A 21,754-nucleotide genomic window follows, 5' to 3' on the forward strand; every position below is an offset into this window, starting at 1 on the left:
CTTCCACAAGCGCTGCAGATTGATTGCATCATGACCGAACCCACTATTTCAGAAGCACGCCAGCAAGTGCTTGATCTGGTTGCCAAATTGCCCAACCTGCCGGGCGTGTACCGCTATTTTGATAGCAATGACCAGGTGCTGTACGTGGGTAAGGCACGCGATCTGAAAAAGCGCGTCTCCAGTTATTTTCTGAAAAACCTCTCCAGCCCGCGTATCGCGATGATGGTAGAGAAAATCGCCAAACTGGAAACCACCGTCACCCGCAGCGAAGCCGAAGCATTAATCCTTGAAAACAACCTCATCAAGGCCTTAAAGCCGCGCTATAACATCCTGTTCCGTGATGACAAGTCTTACCCTTACCTGAAAATCACTACAGAAAAAACACCACGCATGATGTATTACCGTGGTGCGATCGATAAAAAGCATCAGTACTTCGGGCCGTTTCCTTCCGGCTGGGCAGTCAAGGAATCGATGCAGATCTTGCAGAAAGTGTTCTTGCTGCGCAGTTGTGAAGACAGCGTGTTTTCCAATCGTACCCGCCCATGTCTGCTGCACCAGATCAACCGTTGCAGTGCACCCTGCGTCAACATCATTGCGCCAGAAGACTATCAGCAAGACGTCAATCATGCCGCCGATTTTTTGCGTGGCCGCCAGCTCGAAGTCATGCAAACCCTGGAAAAGAAAATGCTCGATTTTTCCATGGAACTGAAATTCGAGCAGGCAGCCATGGTGCGCAACCAGATGCAGGCACTGTCCAAAGTCCTGCATCAGCAAAGTATGGAAACCACAGGCGATGTCGATATCGACATTCTGGCCGTGGTGGTGGAGGGCGGTCGTGCCTGTGTCAACCTGGCCATGGTCAGGGGCGGGCGGCATCTGGGTGACCGTGCTTATTTCCCCACCCATGTGGATGATGCCGTCAGCGTCGCAGAAAATGAAATCGAGATCGAAGTCATCTCCGCCTTTTTGGCGCAGCACTATGCCGATCAATTTATCCCATCCACACTGGTCATGAATGTGGAACTGGACGCGCCCGATTTAATGCTGGCCCTGGCCGAGCAATGTGGCCACCGCATCCATTTATCCTTCCAGCCGCAAGAGCAGCGCCGCGCCTGGCTGGACATGGCCATCAAAGGTGCCCGACTGGCCTTGGCCCGCATGTTGTCAGAGCAGGGTTCGCAACAGGCGCGTACCCGCGCCCTGAGCACCGTGCTGGAACTGGAAGTTGAAAACCTCGAAGAACTGCGTGTCGAATGTTTTGACATCAGCCACACCCAGGGCGAAGCCACCCAGGCATCCTGCGTCGTGTTTCACCACCATGCCATGCAAAATGGTGAATACCGCCGCTTCAACATCAAGGACATCACCCCCGGCGATGATTATGCCGCCATGCGTCAGGTACTGTTCCGTCGCTACGAAAAAGTCGCCAGCGGTGACGAAGCCAATGAACGCCGCATGCCCGACATTGTGCTGATAGATGGTGGCAAGGGCCAGGTTGAAATGGCAAGACAAGTGTTTGTTGAACTGGGGCTGGATATCAGCCTCATCGTCGGTGTGGCAAAAGGCGAGGGCCGCAAGGTTGGCCTGGAAACCCTGGTCTTTGTCGATGGCCGTGAAGAAAAAGAACTGGGCAAAGAATCTGCCGCCCTGATGCTGATTGCCCAAATCCGTGACGAAGCCCATCGTTTTGCCATCACAGGCATGCGTGCCAAGCGCGACAAGGCCAGGCAGACCTCGCAACTGGAAGAGATAGAGGGCATAGGCCCAAAGCGCCGCCAGCGGCTTCTGGTGCGTTTTGGTGGCTTGAAAGGTGTCAGCGATGCCAGCGTCGCCGATCTGGCCAGTGTCGAAGGCATTTCTCGCCAATTGGCAGAAGAAATTTACAAGCGGCTGCGATAGAGAAATATAATTGCGGCAGACGCTAGTGGACTGTAACAGTGAAAAGCGAAGTGAAGGACATGTGCCCGGCGAACCAGGGCAAGGCTGGGTTTGCAACAGCACGCAGCGATAGCGGGGCTATCGCGAGTATTTGCAATGTTGCCATGGTCGGCGCGCGCATGGCATGCACTTCGCTTTTCACTGTTACAGTCCACTAACATTGTAGCCACTGTTCCTGTAGCACATTCTGAATAAGAACCAAAAAACATGCCTTTCAATTTTCCTATTCTGCTGACCTGGCTGCGCATGGCGCTGATACCGCTGGTGGTCGGTGTTTTTTATCTGCCGGAAATTTGGTTAACCCGATTTGAGCAAGGGGTAGTCGCTACCATCGTTTTTATTGTTGCAGCCGTGACTGACTGGTTTGACGGCTTCCTGGCTCGCCGCTGGAATCAAACATCCTCATTCGGTGCCTTTCTTGATCCCGTCGCTGACAAATTGATGGTTGCAGGCGCATTGCTGGCACTGGTGCAGCTGGATCGTGTCAATACCGTATTTGCCTTCATCATCATTGGCCGTGAAATCACCATCTCTGCCTTGCGTGAATGGATGGCCCTGATTGGCGCTTCCAAGTCGGTGGCTGTCAGCTCTCTGGGTAAAATCAAGACAGCTGCACAAATGACGGCAATACCCATGCTGTTGTTCAATGACGTCCTGTTTGGCGTGATCGATACCAGCTTCCTTGGCTCGTGGTTATTGATTGTTGCCGCCATCCTCACAGTGTGGTCCATGTTCTATTACCTGCGCAAAGCATGGCCTTTAATCAAGGAAACGACCGATAAAATGCAGTGATTCTGAAATAATCGTGGAATGATCCCGGAATGGGTAGTTGACAGAATAGCTGGATGATATATAATTCTGGTCTTCGCAATGCGGGAGTAGCTCAGTTGGTAGAGCGCAACCTTGCCAAGGTTGAGGTCGAGAGTTCGAGACTCTTCTCCCGCTCCAAAAACTTTTTGGACGGCAGCGAAAAAGCAGTAGAAGTAAAAGTAGTTTGTAGTAAAAATGCGGGAGTAGCTCAGTTGGTAGAGCGCAACCTTGCCAAGGTTGAGGTCGAGAGTTCGAGACTCTTCTCCCGCTCCAAAATGGCGTAGTACCTGAAGTATCAGCAGTACATCTGCGGGAGTAGCTCAGTTGGTAGAGCGCAACCTTGCCAAGGTTGAGGTCGAGAGTTCGAGACTCTTCTCCCGCTCCAGATTCTGAAGGGAAGCATGGCTTCCCTTTTTTATTCAAGTTGCACCGCATTTCAGCGATAATGACGCGTGATGAAAATCACCCAGATGCTGAGTAGCACCCCTGGCGGGGTAGCAAAGTGGTTATGCAGCGGCCTGCAAAGCCGTAGACGCCGGTTCGATCCCGACCCCCGCCTCCAAATACAAAAAAGCGCTTTAGAGCGCTTTTTTTTCAGAACTGACATTAGCCATTCGCTAATGTATAGTTGTAGTAGTGGGCCCGAGTGGTGAAACTGGTAGACACATCGGACTTAAAATCCGCCGCTTCGTTAATAGCGGGCGTGCCGGTTCGATTCCGGCCTCGGGCACCACGTACTTACATCGCATATCCTCATAAAACCCCGCAAAGCCAATGAAATCAGGGCTTTGCGGGGTTTTTTGTTGGGTTCGTATATTCACAACTTGCCGCTATAAGACGCGATTTCCGTTTCCCCCGGAGCTTCTCCGCAAACTCCACCATGGGAGTGTGCTTTTTACAATTTCAATCAACGAATTATGACTTGACCCTGATCAAGTGTAGTCGTCCAACTATGGTAATACATTCTGCCAGATTAATCAGCGAGCTGACTCGGCAGGTATCGTTCGAGCTAACGCCGAAATGCAAAAGTCAATGCGGCATATATTCGTTCTTTGTCAAATTGCAATAGATATTGCGAGAAATTAAAAAGCCAAGCTAATTGTATAATTGAATTGTGTTTTATGCATTTTTTATGCAATATAATGCATAATTTATGAATTCAATTCGCTTATCACAAAATCACAGGACAGCATATGTCGATGACTACTGAGGTGTTTAACGCGTGGTATATTCTTTTGCAAGTAGTTATTGGCGTGGCTGTTATTGCGACGTTTATGGTCTACTACTTTCAACTTCTAGCTATGCGTAAGGCGACCCTTGGGCAAAACCTATTTGCAATACATACGTTCGTCTTTGAAGAGTCTTTTCGGCAAGATCGCAGCACGTTATTGACCTTAGGTGAAAGTGGCAAGCTTTTTAAAGATTGGACTACCGAAGAGAGGAGAGCCGCCGAAAGGGTTTGCGCCGCTTATGATCTGGTTGCGCTTACTGTTTCTTACGGTGTAGTGCCGTTCAATCTGATTAGTGACTTACGATACAGTATGACGAAGTGCCACAATGTTGCTGAGCCATTGTTGAAAGAAGTACGTATGAGGCGCACTCCCGATCTGTGGCATCATTTCACGAGCATAGTCAAACGCTTTTAAAAACAACAAATCTTAATTTGCGACTTGAAGTCAAAATTCTGTGCGGCGGTATTCAGGAACCTCTGTGTCGGAAGGCTTCATGCACCGGTGAGTGTTACTCGCGCATTGGTAATCGTTGTTGAAATTCAAATCGAGTTGAAGCTAGTATATATGCATGATGATATCTTGGTCATATGATTTTAGAACCGGTATCGTCAACCAGATAATTTAAGGAGTAAATCATAGTGCCAAGTATCCCTGAAATAACAAATGCTTTGAAGATTAAAGGTGCGAGTAATCGATGTTCAAGATGCAATAATACGAGTTTTGAAGTCGTTGGTGAGCAAACAGTGGAAGTAATTACAACAGGTTCAGGATTATTGCAATTGAGTCAAAAGCAAGATGTGCATACAGTGTTGGTAGCATGTTCACATTGCGGAAATATTTCAATCCATGCTTTAGGAATTCTGACTAAACCTACTACATCAAATTGGATATGACTGAGCAGAAAGAGATCAAATCCCAAAGTGATGATGCGACCTATGGTCCAGCATCCCCAGAACTTTATGGGCTTGAATCTGAAAGGATTCGCCAGACTTCTGGTATCTTGGGCTTGCTCTTTGGTGATGCTAGTAACGCCCCAACTAACATAGCAGGTTTAGTAATGTTATTGATATTCGTATTCGGAGGTGTCATATTACTTTATCCAAGTGCAATACCTCTTCCAGAGTATTTGAAGATTTCGACTCCAATAATTACCTTAATACTTGGCTACTTATTTGGCAAAAAGTCGTGATCTTTTGAGAGGGCCGTAACGTCAATCAAGAATTCTCGCCAAAGAGATTGATTTTCATAGATGAAAATAATTTAATAGAAGAATAAAGATGAGAAAGCCGCGCTTATTTATTGCCTCTTCGAGTGAAAGTGTAAAAATTGCCGAAGCTGTAAACGTTAATTTAGATCACGATTTTGAAGTAACTATTTGGAAGAATGGCACATTCAAACTTTCCTCTTCGACAGTTGACGATTTGGTGGAAAAATCATCAACTGTAGATTTTGCTCTTTTTATTTTTGCTCCTGACGACATTGCAATCATAAGAAAAAAAGATGAACATGTGGTGCGAGATAATGTGATTTTTGAGATGGGATTGTTCATAGGCGCTATCGGTAAGTCGCGCTCATTCATATTAAAGCCGCGTGATGCCGCAATGCATTTACCGACCGATCTTTTAGGAGTAAATCCAGCTGATTATGATTCTGAACGTTCGGATGGCGATTTAGTTTCTGCGACAAATAAAGCATGTTCACTTATCAAATCTGAGGCTAAGCGAATTGGCTTAATTGATTATGTAAGCCCATCGGAAACAAGAAAGTTTGTTGCAAATCCCACTAGTTATGAACTAACTGCACTGGATTTTCATTTTTTGGCGAATTGTCTACAAAGTCAAACTAGTGATCCTTCAGGACTGCCATTTCATAGGATTGCAACGAATTTTAAAGTCGAAAGTGAGGCATTACTCCAAATCGCCGCAGTTAAATTAGAGCGCTTAGGGCTGCTGGATAAGGCTATTGAGACGGACGATCAATATGGGAGTGATTACTACGTTTATTCGATAACCGAACTTGGCGTAGACACCTTGCTTAAAAATGAAGACATATTCAAGATTAAATAGGTTGAGGAAGTAAAGTAATAGCTTCCGTTATTTTTACAGGTTCCTATTCTGGCCTCGGCACCATCCACTACATACGCAATTCTGCATAACACCGTAAAGCCAATGAAATTAGGGTTTTGCGGGGTACTCGTAACGAAAAAATAGTCGCGCCAATTTTTTCGATCACCCAATAATCAATCTGCTATGAAGAACTTCGCCCGTCCGATATTTTCGCTCCTCATAACGCTTTTGCTTTCCGCTTGTTCTGCCACCGGCCCCAAGTTTAGCGTGGCCACCCAGCCAACCAAAAATGAGGTACTCATTTACCTTTATCGTCCTGATGCGATCTTTTTTGGTGGAATCCAGAGCTACTTTTATGTTGATGGTACCAAAGTCGCGTCGCTCAACAAAGAAGGCTATACGGCATTCTATCTTCCGCCCGGCACCCATCTGTTCAAGCAGCATTGGGCCGGAATGGATAACGCCAAGGATACAATTCAATTCTCAATTGAATTAGAGCCAGGTGAAACGCGCTACTACCGCCTGACAATAGGACTTCAGAGTTTTGGTATGGCGCCCGGATATAAAAGCGTCTTCATATCTGCGAGTCATAAATGGGCTATTACCAACGTGCCAGAATCAGACGCACTTCGCGAAATTGGGTTGACTAACTACCAACCGCCATTTGACGTCAAGGGCACACGCGAAATTGGTAAGGAATAGGGATGGAGATCTATGTTGATCTGCTATTTGGAAATAACTCGAGTCTGGAGTCAGTAGGACTGCATCTGTGTGGTTTGCTCAGGCAGCAATTACATCGCTTGATTGTCTACAAATAAACCAATGCGGTGATGTTGTGATGGATTATTATTTATTTGCAACCTCTTGTATCTTAGGTGGTGAGTCGTTTGCAGACAATCCATCGTTAGATCGAATGCGAATCGTCACAAAATCTGGGGCTCTGGGTGCGCTGAACAAATTATCAAGTCTCATTTGGTACTGACGATTAGTTCCTTTAATATTGTGCCAGGTTAACTTATCCTCTTTGGCAATTCTTTGGGAGTAATCTTCGCCGTCGACGTTATACACTAACTCGAATGCATCTTTAATTCCAGGTGTCTTAAAATAAACTAGATAGTCACCAAAGTCTTTCTTAGGTAGCTTCAATGTGACCGATTGAGTGTTAGAGTTAAGTGTTAAAAACTCGACAACTGAGGCGCCAAGTAAGCGCTTTTGATTTTCCAGTGACCCTTTCAAGGAAACCGTCTCAGCATTAATAGACTCAAATATTTTCTGTGTTTCGATTGCTGAGGTTTGAACCTTATTCAATTTATCATCGCTTGACTTTGATAGTCTTTTGAGCTCTTCAGATTCCATTTGAAGTTGTGTCGCGCTAGCTATGGCTTTAAAATGATTTTCTTCTATAAATTTTTTATGGTCATTAACTTCAGTTTTCAGTTCTTTTTCTAGATCTTTTGCTATATCTTTTGATTCCGTTTTTGCCATCTTAATTTCTTGTCGCAGGTTGTCGATTAATTTTTTCTGAAGCTCGTCCTGTTCTTTTAATTGTTTCTCTGAGGTAACAATGTTGTCTTGAAGAGTTTTGACACTTTCAAGTGCTTTGGAGAATTCCTTTTTTGCGTCAATACCAAAGTAGATAAGTAATCCTACTAAAACAGTTAGCGGATACTTCAACATTTTCAGAAACTCCAAAAGAATCTGTTGAACCTTTTTTTTCAACATGTATTCAACAAAGCTGTTATCAAGTAATTCACTTATATCTTTAGTGGCGATGATTTTTTTTATCTCAGACTCGATAGATTTAATTTCTGGAACATTGCCCGATGGGCTGCCTGTGGTGATATCTGTCGTCATGGTCAGGTCCTGTCTTCAGGTACAGCAAAAGAAGTTTTTAATAAATATTAAAAATGCAATTCATAATTACATGCAATTTATTTAATTAAAATATCAAAGCAACAATTTACTTGTTATTCTTATTGAATGTAGTTTATTGAAAAGACAGTGTTTGTAGTTTGACCTACGCAACCGCAATCACCTCAATCTCGAGCAACCAAGCTTCATCATAAATACCCGCAATAAGAATGGTCATCGCCGGTGGCACAGTGTTCTTGCCAAGTACCTCTGCCCGCACTTCGTAGGCTTCCTGGATGTAGCGTCGGTCAGACAGGAAGATCGTCATCTTGGCGATGTTGTTGAGAGTCATGTCGGCTGCTACTAGCTGTTTTTCTACATTGGCCCAGGCCAGGCGGCATTGGGCTTTGAAATCTTTTGGGACGGTGCCGTCGCTCGCTTCTGGTACCTGGCCGCTAATGAAGAGGATGCGTGAAGGGTTGGATACCTCGTGGCCGTGTGCCCAGCCAGTCTTTGAAGGATTGATGGCGCGTCTGTTCATGTTGGATGCTCCGTAGGATGCTGGGGATTGTATGGCAGCGACAAACGCTGCGGCGCTGATGCAGAAGCTGCGTCTTTCCAAAGTCGTGCTCCTTTCGGATGAGGCGGTGTCGGGCTTGCTTTAATGCTGATGCGGGCTGTAATTTGCAGTGCAAATGATCGGCCTAGAAATCAGGTTTGTTTTATCTTTGTTCTTTTACGTGAATATTGTTATTGTAGCATCATTTGTCGCATTTCCATTCGATTATGTATATTGCATTTTAAGTAACTTCAATGAGCAAAAACCCATCAATTCTTTGATGATTCTTCTATTTTTGGAGGAATAAAGAGTGGGGTGCATATTATTTAATAATTAACATCAGCTTTTTAGTACAATTAGCCAGCAGCAGCCAGTTCCGGCCGATGTTAATCGCAGTTTAATAGTTGTTATTTATTCTACTATTGCAGGGGATGATATGAAATTTCGCCTCATTTTGCTTGTGATGTTGCTTTTGCCTCTTTCGCTGTTTGCCCAGGTACGCCCGCCTATCATTGACGTGCATATGCATGCGATGGGCGCGGGTGATCAGGGGCCGCCGCCCTTGGGTATGTGTACGCCTATCGCCAATTTTCCTGCATGGGACCCTGCCAAGTCGTCTTACGTTGACGTGTTTATGGAAATGTTCAAAAAACCGCCGTGCAAAGATCCGGTCTGGTCGCCTTTGACGGATAAGGCCCTGATGGACGAGACCATTGCAGCGATGGAAAAACTGAACATCGTTGGTGTGTTGAGTGGCTCTGCAAAGCGCGTGGCGACATGGCGTAATGCTGCGCCCGGCAGGTTCATTCCCGGGCTTGAGTTTCAACTTGGCATATCTAAAGCTACACCGGACGACATGCGTGCGCTGAACAAGGAGGGGCGGCTCGCGGTACTGGGCGAAATCACCAATCAATATGCCGGCATAGCGCCTGACGATCCACGCATGGAACCGTATTGGTCGCTGGCGGAAGAGCTGGATATTCCGGTTGGTATTCATATCGGCACTGGTCCACCAGGAGTTATCTACCTCGGCAGTGTCAACTATCGCGCGCGACTGCATAGTGCCCTGACGATAGAAGAAGTTCTGGTGCGACATCCAAAACTGCGCGTCTACATCATGCATGCTGGCTACCCCAAACTTGATGACATGCTGGCGGTTCTTTACGCACATCCACAAGTGTATGTGGATGTTGGTGTCATCGTATTTACCCAGCCGCCCGCAGCTTTTTATTCATACTTGCAGGCGATCGTCAATGCAGGTTTTGGCAAACGCGTCATGTTCGGGTCTGACCAGATGGTATGGCCTGGCGTGATCGAGCGTTCGGTCAAGGTGATTGAAAATGCCCCTTTCCTGAGTGCTGACCAAAAGAGGGATATCTTGTACAACAATGCGGCGCGGTTTTTGAGATTGAGTCCTGAAGAAATGGCGCGCCATCAAAAACTGGGTGAGCCATAAGCAGATATTTATACTCAGACCAAACTAAACTAAACGGGGCGTTGAACCAGTTGGCCAGTCTGTGTTTGCCTGGCTTTGACTGGAAACCAACGCGCCCGTAGTTGCATAAACGGCGTCTCTACCAATCTGTACAGCAACCAACCTCCAAATATCCCGGCAGCAGTCACCAGAACAATAGTCAGTGGCGCATTGGCGTTGATATGCCGTTTGGCCAGTTCTGCACCTATCAGCATGAATACGGGTTTGTGGACTAGGTAGACGGCATACGACCACAGCGCCAGTTGGGCGGCACCAGGCAGACGCAGGCGGTGCAGGTAGCTGTTGGGGCTGAGTGCAGCCAGGGTGAGGATGGCGAAGCTGATGGCGATGAGTGAAAACCCCAAAGAGTTGACGATCAGCAGTTTGTTGTAGTCGTCGCTGTTGATGCAATACAAAACACCGCAGGTGGCTAGCAGGCCGGTGACCAGTAGTGCCTGGCCGTGGCGCATCAGTCTGTCATATAAACCCGTATGAAAATTCTTGAGCATGGCGATGGCAACGCCAGGCAGCAATTCATCAAAGCGACCAAAGCTGGAATAATAAACCTGCGCGTCAAACGCGGGATGACCGTCCAGAAATGCCATGCCGCGAAACAGCATGCCACCACCAATTGCCGCAATGAGCAGACCCCAGGCCAGCCACAGCGGGCTTTTGAGCCGTAGCAGGAGCAGGCTGACTATCGGTAGGATCAGGTAAAACTGTTCTTCTATGCACAGCGACCACGAATGGGTAAATGTCTGCCCGTATTCCAGCCCTATGTTTTGTGTGAACGTGAGAAATTGCCACAGGGGTGAAGTACTGCGTCCGCTCAGCGCTGCCGGAAAAATAAAGTAAGCTGCCAGTACCACATAGTAATTGGGGAGGGTGCGTAGCAGGCGCCGGGCAAAAAAATTCTTCAGCGACAGCGGCTCCCCATTAGCGATGCCAGACATGAGCTGGTTGCCTATCAGGTAGCCGCTTAGCACAAAAAATAAATCCACACCTGCCCAGCCTATGTCGCCAGCAAAGCCAAAGGTCTGGTGCTTGCTGACAAAGCCGCAGTAGTGCGACATCAATACCAGCAGTATGGCAATGGCACGCAAGGTGTCTAGCCCGTTGATACGTTTCTGGGTCATGAAGTGGGTGATCTGTTTAAGAAATAAAAGATAAGCGCTGTGATAGCAGGGCTGAAATTTTTTGGGCTTTTTGTTTGTACTTCACACCCAGAATTGATATCAGAAGCAGGGTATGCATTCGCCTGGATATAAAGACGTATTCAGGTAAACTGATTGTCTGGTCATTGTATAAGACGATGTGCTTGAAGTCAGCAATGCAGATCACATTAAATAGACTTTTTGCACCACTTGCTGATATTTAAAATTGCCAACGCAGCAAAGTGCGTTCGCAAAAAAAGCGCCATACCCTGACAGATGTAATTGTATGTCTGGTGAGAGCTTCGCTTCACAATGTTCACTGCATCATTGCATTGCTGCGTCATTTCGACAAGTGTTCAAACCTGTCCGCAATCCAGTCTATGAACACTCTGAGGCGGTTACTTAAATGCCGATTGGGTGGATACACCACGTAGAAGGGATAGGCTAGTGGTTTCCAGTCTTCCAGTATGGGTAGCAGGCGGCCATTGTCGATATGTGTTTGCGCCATATAGCTAAAGGTGTGAATGATACCCAGCCCGGCCAGGCCGGCAGCAAGGTGGGCGCTGCTTTCATTGACGCCGAAGGCATGGGCTTCGTTGATTTCTATCCTTTGTGCGCCTTTGGCAAACTGCATGGGTAGCACGCGGCCGGTGCGGGCAGACAGGTAGTTGACCAGTTTGTGGGCTGTGCGCAAGTCTTCGGGGTGCCTGGGTTTGCCATATTTTTTGAGGTAGGCCGGGCTTGCGCAAGTGATCCAGGTGGTACTGCCAATTTTTCTGGCGACCAGGGACAGGTCGGTCAGTTCGCCACCGCGTATGACGCAATCGACGTTGTCACTGATCAGGTCTACATGGCGGTCACTGACGCCCAGGTCAATTTGTATATCAGGGTACAGTGCCATGAAATCAGGCAGGGCAGGGATGATCACCAGACTTGCCAGTGACGAACCCACATCTATTCTCAGGTGTCCGCTGGGCCTGGTTTGTGCGGCCCCAAAGCTGGCGTCGATATCATTCAGGTCTTTCATCAGCCGCATCGTTTTTTCGTAATAGGCGGCACCATCTGGCGTGACAGACACTTTGCGCGTAGTCCTTTGCAGCAGCTTCACACCCAGATGGGTTTCCAGCGATTGCACCAGTTTGGTCATTGTTGCCTTGGGCATGTCCAGTGAATCAGCCGCCCTTGAAAACGTGCCCGCCTCAACCACGCGTGCAAATGCCTTGATTGCCAGTAACTGATCCAATTGTGCTCCCTTGCTGTGCTGCTGAAAAAATGTCCGGGACATCGTTCAGTGGATAGAAACTTCAATTATTCATGCGTCGATTATTTACATGTGTGAATAATGTATTCGAATTTACGTACTTTATTCAATAATGTCGTGGATGTAAAGTGAGTTCATCGCATCAGATATCAGCGACTTTGCGGCGGGTGCTGCAAAAACTCACATTATTGACATCAACAAGGACATCATCATGAGCAAGAAACTGGAAGGCAAAATAGCATTGGTTACCGGCGGTACCAGTGGCATAGGTCTGGCAACAGCACAGGAATTTGCAGCACAGGGCGCAAGGGTCTTTATTACTGGCCGTCGTCAGGCCGAGCTTGATGCGGCGGTTGCCAGCATAGGGCAGAATGCAGTGGGCATACGCGGCGATGTATCAAGCATGGATGACCTTGATCGCGTCTATGCAGAGATCAGCAACAAGGCCGGTCACCTGGATATTCTGTTCGCCAATGCCGGTGGTGGTGACATGATGCCGCTGGGCGCTATCACGGAAGAGCATTTTGACCGTATCTTCAACAGCAACGTCAAGGGCACGCTGTTTACCGTGCAAAAGGCTTTGCCGCTGCTGAAGGATGGCAGTTCCGTCATCCTGACTGCTTCTACCACGTCCACCAAGGGTACTGAAAACTTCAGTGTCTATAGCGCCAGCAAGGCGGCGGTGCGTAACTTTGCCCGTTCGTGGTTGTTGGACCTGAAACCACGTCATATTCGCATCAACGCGATCAGCCCGGGCCCAATACGCACCCCTGGTCTGGGTGGATTGGTGCCACCCGAACATACCGAGGGCCTGTTTGCCCATTTATCGACGTTGGTACCCATCGGCCGCCTGGGTGAAGCAAGTGAAATCGCCAAGGCAGTCACTTTTCTGGCATCGGATGACAGCGGTTTTATCAACGGCATCGAATTGTTCGTGGATGGCGGCGTTGCGCAGATTTAAGTATTGATGCCGGCGCACGTCATCATCCACAGGTACTTGTGTTTTGGTGTCGTGCTTCGTCACGTGCGTGATTGGGGCAGAACAGTGCGGCCACGGTTTCTCTGTCCAGCCAGCTCGCCTGGCAAGCCAGGTAAATCAGCAGGCAGCCAGGCAAGGTTCCGGGCAGGCGCAAGGCCGGTGCTTGCGCTGGCTGCCCTTACTCCAGGGTCTCTGGCTGTACTTGCATGCGCGATTAGTTGTTGTAGCATGGCAGGGATTATCTTGTTTATGTCACGGTTGCCACAGTTTTGTACCAGAATGCAGTACAGATTAGACTATGCTTAGTTGGTAAATATATAATGCAACAAAAAACGATACCTGATCAAGAATTCATTCTGTTGATTTTCATACTGCATGCTAAAAAAACTCTTCCCCTTCATCAATAATGCAACGACGCGCTGGTATGCGGCGCTGACCTTGCTATTGGTGCTGGCGATGGCGGTGGAATTATTTGGTCTGCATGGGCTGGCGACGACTGAATCGCGGCTGGGGGATGTGTATCTGCGGCACCACGCACCAGGCTATAAGGCCGATCCGGATATCGTGGTGGTGGATATTGATGACGCCAGCATGCTGGGCATGCAAAAAATTGCCGGTCTGTGGGCCTGGAAGCGCGAGATACACGGTTTTTTGCTGGAATCCCTGGCGACGCTGGAACCGCGTGCGGTTGTGTTTGACCTAAATTTTCATGAGCGTGACCAGGAAAAGCCCATGAGTGATGCTTTTCTATCGCAGCAAATCCAGCAATTGCCACATACCTATATTGAAGTCTTGCAGCTCAATCCTTCTCCAAATGTGGCCGATGTCGCCTTGCAGGATGTCGCAGATGTCTTTGCCATTACGCAGCCTGGCAGCAAGGGAACCCGGGCCACCCTGCAATTACCTTATGCTATTGAGCGCAAGGCCTGGCGTCTGGGGCTGGTGAACAGTCTGGTTGATGCCGACGGTGTGGTGCGCCGCTATCACCTGCACATCGATGTCAATGGCTGGAAAATACCGTCGATGCCTGCCAGGGTAGTGGCCGATCTGAATGGCCACCTGCCAGCAGGAAAAGACTTTCAGTTGTTGTGGCCAGAAAAAGGCCATCAGCGTTATGCCTATGCCGATCTGTTCAAGAAGCTGACTGAAGAAATGCCGGACCTGTCGCCTGCCGCGCTGGTTGAATTGAAGCAGCGCTTCCAGAATAAAATCATCGTTATCGGTTCGTCGGCAGCGGGAGCCTTTGATCATCACCTGACGCCGCTGGATGCCGGGTATCCGGGTGTGGATATTCTGGCCGTGGCGATCGACAATTTAAAAAACGGGCGCACTATCCGTGATGTGACTGCTGTCTGGCCATTTACCATTGGACTATGCATGATTGCTGGCCTGGTATTTGCCTTCAGGCGTCGCATCAACCCAGTCCTGACAGGTAGCCTGTTGCTGGTGGTAACGGCGCTGGCTTTGCTGCTGGCGGACAGCATGATCAACCATCACCTGATGTTACCCATGGCTACACCACTGGTGTTTGCCTGGGCCTGGTTTCTGTCGGCGGCCATTGCCGGATTTTTGCGTGAACGCCGCACGCGTGACAGGACGGTATCGCTGTTTGGTCGTTTCCTGAACCCGGAAGTCGTGCGAAAAATTGTGGACCACGGCGAAACCGTCGAAAGTTTATCCGGTCAGACGCGGCAGATATCGGTACTTTTTTCAGATATACGCGGCTTTACCAGCTTGTCTGAAAGCAAGTCCCCGGATGAAGTGGTGAAACTGCTTAACCGTTATTTTGAACATCAGGTTGAAGTCGTGTGGCGGCATGGTGGCACACTGGATAAGTTCATCGGGGATTGCATCATGGCTTTCTGGGGAGCACCGCTGGATGATGCTGAACACGCCAGACATGCAGTTGCCGCTGCCATGGAAATGCAGGCCAATCTGCTGGCTTTCCGGCAGGAATTACAGGCAGACGGGTCTGACCTGGTCGACTTCGATGTGGGCATCGGTGTACACACGGGGTCTGCTGTGGTAGGCTTTATTGGTGCTAAACGCAAGCTCGATTACACGGCGATTGGCGATACCGTCAATCTTGCCAGCCGGGTAGAAGGTTTGACCAAGGGGGTTGCGCGGGTGCTGGTGACCAGGGAAACGGTACAGGCTTGTGCACAGTCAAAGTCTGCTTTTGATTTTGATTTTGAGTTGCGCGGGGCTTTTGCGGTCAAAGGCCGGGTCGCGGAAGTAGAATTGTATGAGCCTATAAGGAAAAGTGCATGAGAATCCCGATTTTAATCACCAGCATGCTGCTGGCAGGTAGTGCCGGAGCTGAAAGTGCCTACACCCAGCGCAGCACAGATTTGCGCGACAAGGCGCAGTTTGATTCTGCCACCGTGACCACGCTGCCTAACCAGACCAGGCTTGATGTACTGCAACGTTCTGGTGGCTGGGCGCAGGTGAAAACCGCCAACGGCCAATCTGGCTGGGTAAAACTGCTGGACCTGCGCATGGAAGCCACCGCGGGTGCCAGCACTGCTGCACCTTCGAATGGTGGCAGCTTGCTGGGTTCACTGGCAACGTCGGGGCGTACTTCGAATACCAGCACTGTGGGTACAGGTGTCAAGGGTCTGGATAAAGAAGATCTGAAACGCGCATCGCCGAATTATGCCGAGCTACAGAAAATGCAAAAATTTGCAGTCGATAAAAACACTGCCCAGGCATTTGCCCAGCGTTCAAAACTGGTGGCAAGCAATGTCGATTATTCTGGCCAGGGTGCGGCTGGAAAGCGGGAGGGCAATTAAGATGCGTAGATTACATAAATTTGCCGTTGCATGCCTTGCTTTGACGCTGTCTGGTTCAGCGGCGGCGCAGTTTGATTTCTTGAATAAGGCAATCGATGCCGCTAAAAGCAAAATGGGTCCCGCCGGTAACCTGCTCGACAAGGCTAAACCTGTTATCGACAGCATGGGGATCGATGAGTCTAAAGAAATTGAAATTGGTAATACCTTTGCTGCTTCGTTGTTGGGTGCCAAGCCCCTGTTAAATGATCCGGCATTGCATCGTTATATTAATACGCTGGGTCGCTGGCTAGCCATGCAAACTGAGCGTCCTGATTTGCCATGGGCGTTTGGCGTGCTGGATGATGATGGATTCAATGCGTTTGCAACGCCCGGAGGGAATATTTTTGTCACCAAGGGTTTGCTTGCACGCATGCGCAGTGAATCTGAATTGGCAGGTGTTTTATCACACGAGATAGCGCATGTGATACGCAAGCATTATTTGAATGCAATTCAAACCAATGCTCTTGCAGGTGGGACCGCAGATTTAATCGCAGAAAATGTTAAAAAAGGGCCTGCGGAATTCAGGTCATATTTTGCAGGTCTTTTTAAAGACGTTTATTCCAAAGGGCTCGACAAAGGTGACGAATACGAAGCCGACCGTATCGGCGTCGTAATCGCTGCCCGTGCCGGTTTTGATCCTTACGGTCTGCCTGGTGTTTTGCAGACGCTGCAATCACAAAACCCGCGTGATGGCGGTTTTACGCTGCTGTTTGAAACCCATCCCACGCCTACAGATCGCCTCGATAGTCTGAGTAAAGCCATGAATGGCCGTTTTGATTCCAGCAATGGCTCAGTCGGCAAATCGTTTTCTGAACGTTCCAAAGAGTTCAGTCGCTGAATCTGATGTGCCAAAAGCGATCTGCTTGGTCGCATGCATCAAGCAAAACGCCCGTCATTGATGGGCGTTTTGCTTTAATGGCTTGCTGTTCATGTGGTGAATTGATGTTTGTATCGGGATAATTTCTAGCTCTTTCCGTGCATACATTACATAGGCTCGTCGCTTGGCGCAGCATGCATGCGTATGCTGCCGTCATAAGAACAGCTCAGGTAGTTACCTTTGTCGTGCACCAGAATATCGGTGACAAAATTATCGTGGCGGCTGGTGCAGATCGGCTCGCCGTTATGGGTATTCCATAACTTGATGCATTTGTCTTCGCCGCTGCTGATCAGTACATCGGCAGACAGAAAACATATGCTGCGCGCGGCGGCGTCATGCGCACGCAACTTAAGGGTGATGGTCGGTTTCGTCAATAATCCAGACCATACAGTCAGCATGCCATTCATATCACCAGTCACCAAACTGTTGCCGTCCAGAGAAACTGCAAGGCAGCGCAATGCTATGTCACCAGACAGTACGGCGATACATTTCTCTGGCTGGATGTTCCACAGGCGTACCGTACCGTCTTCTGATGCACTCGCCAATAAGCTGTCAGACGCAGGGCAGATTGCCCACACCCAGCCTGTGTGTCCATGCAGGCTGGCCACATGGGTGGCTTCATCGGACCAGAGTTTGATGCTGTGATCTGCCGAGCAAGTGGCAAGGCCAGACCCTGGCAGGGTGCAAATGCCAAGCACTGCGGCATCATGGGCATGCACGGTTTTTTCGCATAGGCCGGTTTCCAGATTCCACAAACGCAGGCTGCGGTCGCGTGATACCGATGCTAACTGGTGCTGATTGCTGACCGCCAGCCCGAGTACGGATTGGCTGTGTCCCCGCAATACATTCGCCGGACTGCCGTCGTCTTGCCAGATGCGTATGCTGGTATCCCGGCCTGCACTGGCAATGCGGCCTTGTGGCAGCTTTGCCATGGCCCAGACATAGCCTTGATGGGCAGGTGTGAATGCGGTTTTGTCCTCTGCGTGCCTGGCTGCTTGTTGCTGGCGATACATAAGGTCACTGCGCATGATGTGTTTCACGCCCCTGGTGACGACTTCACCTGCGTGCCACAAGCTGTGGTCAAACAGGATCAGGCTGCCGGCTCTGGGTGTGACGCGTCCCAATATGCCCGTTTTGGCAGCGGTGGATTCTGGGCCGGCATCAAAGAACACTGTATCGCCACCACAAAAATCGGCTTCGTCGCTGAGATAAATCATGAATGTCAGTTTCGACTGATAGCCTGCATCGCGAAAGTGCACGCCATCCTGGTGGATGTTGAATTGCTGATCGGGGCGATAACGGCAAAAGCGCAGGCGTTCATTGATGCCGTGCAGTTGCCAGTCTTCGATGGTGCGGATGTCAGCGGCCTGCTCGTTGTCTTGCAGGCGCGTGTTCAGTTGCTGGTTCAGTCGCTGAAAAAGGCGTGCAGCCAGCAAGGGATTGTCCATCACCAGCCTGTCGTTGTTGCGGTAAGACGGCGGGTAATCGGTTTCTGCACCTTGAAAGCCGGTGTTTTCTGCAAGGGATATGTAGTGCTGACATTCCTCAGCGGATAAAAAATCATGAATAAGCATGCAAAAGCCAGCTTCACGGGGCAGGGGAAATTCAAACATTGGCAGCATCGTGTAGGTTGCGATGCTGCTTTGGGCCTTGTTTATAGACTTGTTTATAGCCTTGTCTATAACCTTGCCATTGGCATTGCTCGCAGCATTGCTGTTGTTCGGCTGTTGTCTATTGTGCATGGTAGTCATGATAATTTCATTTTAAATAGGTTGTACAACCAACTTAAAATAAAGAATACGTCAGCTTTGATGAAAAACCAAGTAAAATTTGGTTATTCAACCAAAATTAATTTGTGGCCTTTGCATTGATTTGCTAATTTGTCATAAGGCAGAGAGTCCGCCCGAAGTCTAATGGCCAGGGTTTGCATCAGGAAAGAGACGAGGATGTCGAGAAAATCAAATACGGAACAGCGTCGCCAGGAAATCGTGTTTGCCCTGTTGTCGGTCATGGCAGAGCAGGGCTATGAGAAGGCGACGATATTGGCTATCGCCAAAAAAGCGGAACTGGCATCTGGCCTGATTCACTATCATTTCAAAAGCAAGGGTGAAATTTTGATTGCGCTGGTGAAGTTTCTGGCCAGTCTGTCGCGTGAACGCTATGAGGTGTTGTCCGCCAGCGCTACTACGCCGCAAGAAAAGCTGTCTGCCTATATTCAGGCCAGGCTGGCAAAAGGGGAGGGTGCCATGCCAGAGGCGGTGTCTGCCTGGGTAGTGATTGGTGCTGAAGCTGTCAGGCAGTCTGAAGTGCGCGCCGTGTTTCAGGAAGCTATTGCTGCCGAATTGGCCTTGATACAGACTTTATTGACGGCATGTCTGCAAGATCAGAAGAGGGTTACTGATGGGGTAGAGGGGCTGGCAGCAGGCTTGCTGGCTTTTATGGAGGGAGCGTTTCAGCTCGCCAGCGCAGCGGGGGATGTCATGCCGCAGGGCTATGCAGCAGCGACCGCCAGGGCATTTATAGAAAACAGCCTGGTGGCTCAGGCATTAGTCTGAATCATCTTGCAAATGATGGAAGGATGCGCCAGAGGCTTACTCCTTCCAGCCATTCTTCATCATATTGAACAAGGCATGCAAGGAGGCTTTGGGGTTTTCGGCATCTTTCGACCGGTGGAAAGCATCCAGAATAAAGTGGGCCAGGGCTTCGGCTTCTGCTTTTTCCAATTTATTTTTTGTTTCCTGCTGTAGCGCGACAGCCAGTGATTTTTCATAGCGCATCCAGATTTGTTTTGCATAGGCATGTAAATCTGGCGCGGAATAAATCAGCTTTCTGAAGGCATCGATTTCTTTTTTCTTTTTCGCATCAAAAGCCATATAGCTTGAGAAATGCTCAAGCAAGGCGTCCAGTATGGATACGCCTTCTTTCCTGTCGGTGACGGCAGAGATCAATCTTGCTTCCCGCTCTGCTTCTTCATCAAATACCAGGGTTTCTTTGGTAGGGAAGTATTTGAACAGGGTCGGTACTGATACTTCTGCCAGTCTGGCAATTTCTGCTGTTGTGACTTCGTCGTAGCCTTTTTCCATGAAAAGCCTGGTTGCCAGATCAGAAATCATCTTCCTGGTTTTTGCCTTCTTTAATTCCCTCAGTCCCATCAAAGACCCCTAATTCTGTTTTTATCATTTGGCGCATTTTAACATATTTGTCACTTCAATTATTGCTTCAATTAATAAATTAAGTGACTTTACTTTTTAATTTGGTTAAATTATAGTGCGACTCAAGGCAGTGTTCAGCTTGCCGATTTCTGACATTTATAGAATTTCTTCGGGAATATCTTCGGCTCTGCTGCAATATTCGCAATTTCAAAACGTCTATCCTTTCAGCAGCAATATCGGCACGCCCGTGCAAGAGCATGCAATGAAATGGATAAAAACCGGAATGACCGCAATGACAAAAATCCATAAGCAAAGTCCAATACACGACAAGCAGATTGCCATCATAGGTGCAGGGCCAGGCGGGCTGACATTGGCGCGTCTGTTGCAAATGCAAGGCGCGAAAGTGAAGGTGTTTGAAAGGGACGTCAATCAGTTTGCCAGAGTGCAGGGCGCAACCCTGAACCTGAACGAAGGCTCAGGTTTGTCCGCCTTGCGTGCAGCCGGTTTGATGGATGCGTTTGAGCTGGCATATCGTCCGGGTGCCGAGAAAATGCTGTTTGTGGACGCACAGGCAGCAGTCATCATCGATGAGCTTGGTCCAGAGAGTAACGACAGGCCAGAAATTGATCGTGGCCCCTTAAGGAATTTGCTGCTGGCTTCGCTGGCTGATGATACGGTGGTGTGGGATGCCCGTTTCTCCTCTTTGCAAAGGACAGACGAGTCGGTTGAAATAACATTTGAAAACGGCGACAAATTTACTGCTGATTTAGTCGTTGCTGCCGACGGTGCCAATTCAAAAATACGTCCTTATATTACTTCGCTTGCACCAGAGTATTCTGGTGTGACGGTGCTGGAAGGTACTGTCGCTGACGTAGCAACTGCTATTCCGGAATTGTATGAGTTGCTGGACGGTGGGAAAGTATGTGTGCTTGACGATGAAAAGACTCTGTTCATCGTGTTGAAGGGGGATGGCAGCGTGGCTTTTTATACTGGTCACAAGGCGGATCAGCATTGGTCTACGGAATGCAGGATTGATTTTTCTGACCGCGATCAGGTGCTCGCCTGGTTCGGGCGGGAATTCAAGGGCTGGAGTAATATCTGGTCAGAATTGTTCAGACATGCGACTCTGCCTTTCATACCACGTCCGCAATTCTGTGCACCTGTTCATCAAAGCTGGCCATCTTTGTCCAACCTGACCATGCTGGGTGATGCTGCCCATGTCATGCCGCCGTATGCAGGTGAAGGCGTGAATATGGCAATGCAGGATGCGCTGGTGCTGGCCAGTCAGTTGCTGAACCCGGAGCTGGATATGCATGCCGCTATCGCCGCTTATGAAACCGAGATGCGCGAACGCAATGCAGAAACCGCAGCAGAAACGCTGAAATTTACCAGGGTCTTTCATTCTTATGAGGCAGTGCCGTTTTTCAGGGAATTTTTTTCTGGAAATCAGGATGTGCTATTGCAAAAAGAGGGCTTCAGGGAAGCTGCTTAAATATCCATAAATAAGCGACATAAATAAGCGACATAAGTAAGCTAAATAAGTAAGCTAAATAAAAAATATGAACTCAGA

22 protein-coding genes and 5 tRNA genes are annotated in these 21,754 nt (G+C 48.7%); 20 read left to right on the forward strand and 7 right to left on the reverse strand.

The features are described 5' to 3' along the window. Window positions 1-30: 30 nt before the first annotated feature. The 12 genes from uvrC (at window position 31) to ACO0LK_RS04675 (ending at window position 6,748) form a co-directional block, all read left to right on the forward strand. Window positions 31-1,899, forward strand: a complete 1,869-nt coding sequence (gene uvrC, locus ACO0LK_RS04620) for an excinuclease ABC subunit UvrC (RefSeq protein ID WP_422972641.1) — start codon at window positions 31-33, stop codon at window positions 1,897-1,899. 246 nt (window positions 1,900-2,145) lie between these two features. Further along, entirely contained in the window at window positions 2,146-2,730 is a 585-nt protein-coding gene (gene pgsA, locus ACO0LK_RS04625; protein WP_422972643.1) for a CDP-diacylglycerol--glycerol-3-phosphate 3-phosphatidyltransferase, read from the forward strand. Window positions 2,731-2,810: 80 nt separating this feature from the next. Further along, window positions 2,811-2,886 (forward strand) — tRNA-Gly (locus tag ACO0LK_RS04630). Between the two features lie 59 nt (window positions 2,887-2,945). Continuing rightward, window positions 2,946-3,021, forward strand: a tRNA-Gly gene (locus ACO0LK_RS04635). Window positions 3,022-3,057: 36 nt separating this feature from the next. Further along, window positions 3,058-3,133, forward strand: a tRNA-Gly gene (locus ACO0LK_RS04640). A gap of 103 nt (window positions 3,134-3,236) precedes the next feature. After that, window positions 3,237-3,310 (forward strand) — tRNA-Cys (locus ACO0LK_RS04645). 78 nt (window positions 3,311-3,388) lie between these two features. Beyond that, window positions 3,389-3,481: transfer RNA gene (locus ACO0LK_RS04650), tRNA-Leu, on the forward strand. Window positions 3,482-3,941: 460 nt separating this feature from the next. Beyond that, window positions 3,942-4,394 carry a DUF4760 domain-containing protein gene (locus ACO0LK_RS04655; protein WP_422972645.1) on the forward strand — a complete coding sequence of 151 codons (453 nt, stop codon included), beginning with the start codon at window positions 3,942-3,944 and terminating at the stop codon, window positions 4,392-4,394. A gap of 224 nt (window positions 4,395-4,618) precedes the next feature. After that, complete coding sequence (locus ACO0LK_RS04660; RefSeq protein WP_422972647.1) at window positions 4,619-4,873, forward strand: hypothetical protein; 255 nt, start codon at window positions 4,619-4,621, stop codon at window positions 4,871-4,873. Further along, on the forward strand, window positions 4,870-5,169 hold the full coding sequence (locus ACO0LK_RS04665; protein WP_422972649.1) for a hypothetical protein: 300 nt from the start codon (window positions 4,870-4,872) through the stop codon (window positions 5,167-5,169). Before ACO0LK_RS04660 ends, ACO0LK_RS04665 begins: the two co-directional genes overlap by 4 nt. Window positions 5,170-5,257: 88 nt before the next feature. Beyond that, entirely contained in the window at window positions 5,258-6,046 is a 789-nt protein-coding gene (locus ACO0LK_RS04670) for a TIR domain-containing protein (protein WP_422972651.1), read from the forward strand. A 183-nt stretch (window positions 6,047-6,229) separates the two neighbouring features. Further along, on the forward strand, window positions 6,230-6,748 hold the full coding sequence (locus tag ACO0LK_RS04675; RefSeq protein WP_422972653.1) for a hypothetical protein: 519 nt from the start codon (window positions 6,230-6,232) through the stop codon (window positions 6,746-6,748). Window positions 6,749-6,892: 144 nt separating this feature from the next. On the opposite strand, the gene ACO0LK_RS04680 is transcribed toward ACO0LK_RS04675, so the two are convergent. Beyond that, on the reverse strand, window positions 6,893-7,900 hold the full coding sequence (locus ACO0LK_RS04680) for a hypothetical protein (RefSeq protein ID WP_422972655.1): 1,008 nt from the start codon (window positions 7,898-7,900) through the stop codon (window positions 6,893-6,895). Window positions 7,901-8,063: 163 nt separating this feature from the next. After that, on the reverse strand, window positions 8,064-8,519 hold the full coding sequence (locus ACO0LK_RS04685; protein ID WP_422972657.1) for a RidA family protein: 456 nt from the start codon (window positions 8,517-8,519) through the stop codon (window positions 8,064-8,066). 373 nt (window positions 8,520-8,892) lie between these two features. On the opposite strand from ACO0LK_RS04685, the gene ACO0LK_RS04690 reads away from it, so the two are divergent. Beyond that, window positions 8,893-9,912, forward strand: coding sequence for an amidohydrolase family protein (locus ACO0LK_RS04690; RefSeq protein WP_422972659.1), 1,020 nt, complete (start codon window positions 8,893-8,895; stop codon window positions 9,910-9,912). Between the two features lie 29 nt (window positions 9,913-9,941). Here the strand turns inward: ACO0LK_RS04690 and ACO0LK_RS04695 are convergent, their stop codons facing one another. Both ACO0LK_RS04695 and ACO0LK_RS04700 read right to left on the reverse strand, forming a co-directional pair. Continuing rightward, window positions 9,942-11,066, reverse strand: a complete 1,125-nt coding sequence (locus ACO0LK_RS04695; RefSeq protein ID WP_422972661.1) for an acyltransferase family protein — start codon at window positions 11,064-11,066, stop codon at window positions 9,942-9,944. A gap of 358 nt (window positions 11,067-11,424) precedes the next feature. Next, the gene (locus ACO0LK_RS04700) at window positions 11,425-12,327 is read right to left on the reverse strand and encodes a LysR family transcriptional regulator (protein WP_422972663.1); all 903 of its coding nucleotides are present in this window, start codon (window positions 12,325-12,327) and stop codon (window positions 11,425-11,427) included. A gap of 229 nt (window positions 12,328-12,556) precedes the next feature. On the opposite strand from ACO0LK_RS04700, the gene ACO0LK_RS04705 reads away from it, so the two are divergent. Then, window positions 12,557-13,306 carry an SDR family oxidoreductase gene (locus tag ACO0LK_RS04705; protein ID WP_422972665.1) on the forward strand — a complete coding sequence of 250 codons (750 nt, stop codon included), beginning with the start codon at window positions 12,557-12,559 and terminating at the stop codon, window positions 13,304-13,306. Between the two features lie 59 nt (window positions 13,307-13,365). On the opposite strand, the gene ACO0LK_RS04710 is transcribed toward ACO0LK_RS04705, so the two are convergent. Next, window positions 13,366-13,554, reverse strand: coding sequence for a hypothetical protein (locus ACO0LK_RS04710; protein WP_422972667.1), 189 nt, complete (start codon window positions 13,552-13,554; stop codon window positions 13,366-13,368). Window positions 13,555-13,699: 145 nt separating this feature from the next. On the opposite strand from ACO0LK_RS04710, the gene ACO0LK_RS04715 reads away from it, so the two are divergent. From ACO0LK_RS04715 to ACO0LK_RS04725, 3 genes are read left to right on the forward strand one after another with little or no spacing between them, the layout of a single operon-like run. Further along, window positions 13,700-15,595: a CHASE2 domain-containing protein gene (locus ACO0LK_RS04715; protein WP_422972669.1), complete on the forward strand. Its 1,896-nt coding sequence runs from the start codon at window positions 13,700-13,702 to the stop codon at window positions 15,593-15,595. Next, window positions 15,592-16,116, forward strand: coding sequence for an SH3 domain-containing protein (locus ACO0LK_RS04720; protein WP_422972671.1), 525 nt, complete (start codon window positions 15,592-15,594; stop codon window positions 16,114-16,116). The genes ACO0LK_RS04715 and ACO0LK_RS04720 overlap by 4 nt, the downstream gene beginning before the upstream one ends. Next, window positions 16,088-16,993 carry a M48 family metalloprotease gene (locus ACO0LK_RS04725; RefSeq protein WP_422972673.1) on the forward strand — a complete coding sequence of 302 codons (906 nt, stop codon included), beginning with the start codon at window positions 16,088-16,090 and terminating at the stop codon, window positions 16,991-16,993. The genes ACO0LK_RS04720 and ACO0LK_RS04725 overlap by 29 nt, the downstream gene beginning before the upstream one ends. Before the next feature lie 146 nt (window positions 16,994-17,139). Here ACO0LK_RS04725 and ACO0LK_RS04730 read toward each other — a convergent pair whose 3' ends face one another. Further along, complete coding sequence (locus ACO0LK_RS04730; RefSeq protein WP_422972675.1) at window positions 17,140-18,606, reverse strand: 2OG-Fe(II) oxygenase; 1,467 nt, start codon at window positions 18,604-18,606, stop codon at window positions 17,140-17,142. On the opposite strand from ACO0LK_RS04730, the gene ACO0LK_RS04735 reads away from it, so the two are divergent. Then, on the forward strand, window positions 18,595-18,903 hold the full coding sequence (locus tag ACO0LK_RS04735; protein ID WP_422972677.1) for a hypothetical protein: 309 nt from the start codon (window positions 18,595-18,597) through the stop codon (window positions 18,901-18,903). The genes ACO0LK_RS04730 and ACO0LK_RS04735 overlap by 12 nt on opposite strands. A gap of 75 nt (window positions 18,904-18,978) precedes the next feature. Further along, a complete protein-coding gene (locus tag ACO0LK_RS04740) occupies window positions 18,979-19,587 on the forward strand; it encodes a TetR/AcrR family transcriptional regulator (RefSeq protein WP_422972679.1) in 609 nt (202 codons plus the stop codon). A gap of 36 nt (window positions 19,588-19,623) precedes the next feature. Here ACO0LK_RS04740 and ACO0LK_RS04745 read toward each other — a convergent pair whose 3' ends face one another. Next, a complete protein-coding gene (locus ACO0LK_RS04745; protein ID WP_422972681.1) occupies window positions 19,624-20,184 on the reverse strand; it encodes a TetR/AcrR family transcriptional regulator in 561 nt (186 codons plus the stop codon). A 292-nt stretch (window positions 20,185-20,476) separates the two neighbouring features. Between ACO0LK_RS04745 and ACO0LK_RS04750 the strand changes: the two genes are divergently transcribed. After that, a complete protein-coding gene (locus tag ACO0LK_RS04750) occupies window positions 20,477-21,676 on the forward strand; it encodes an FAD-dependent monooxygenase (protein ID WP_422972683.1) in 1,200 nt (399 codons plus the stop codon). The last annotated feature ends 78 nt before the right edge of the window (window positions 21,677-21,754 follow it).

This window comes from Undibacterium sp. Ji49W (genome assembly GCF_049340205.1).
Lineage (GTDB): Bacteria > Pseudomonadota > Gammaproteobacteria > Burkholderiales > Burkholderiaceae_D > Undibacterium.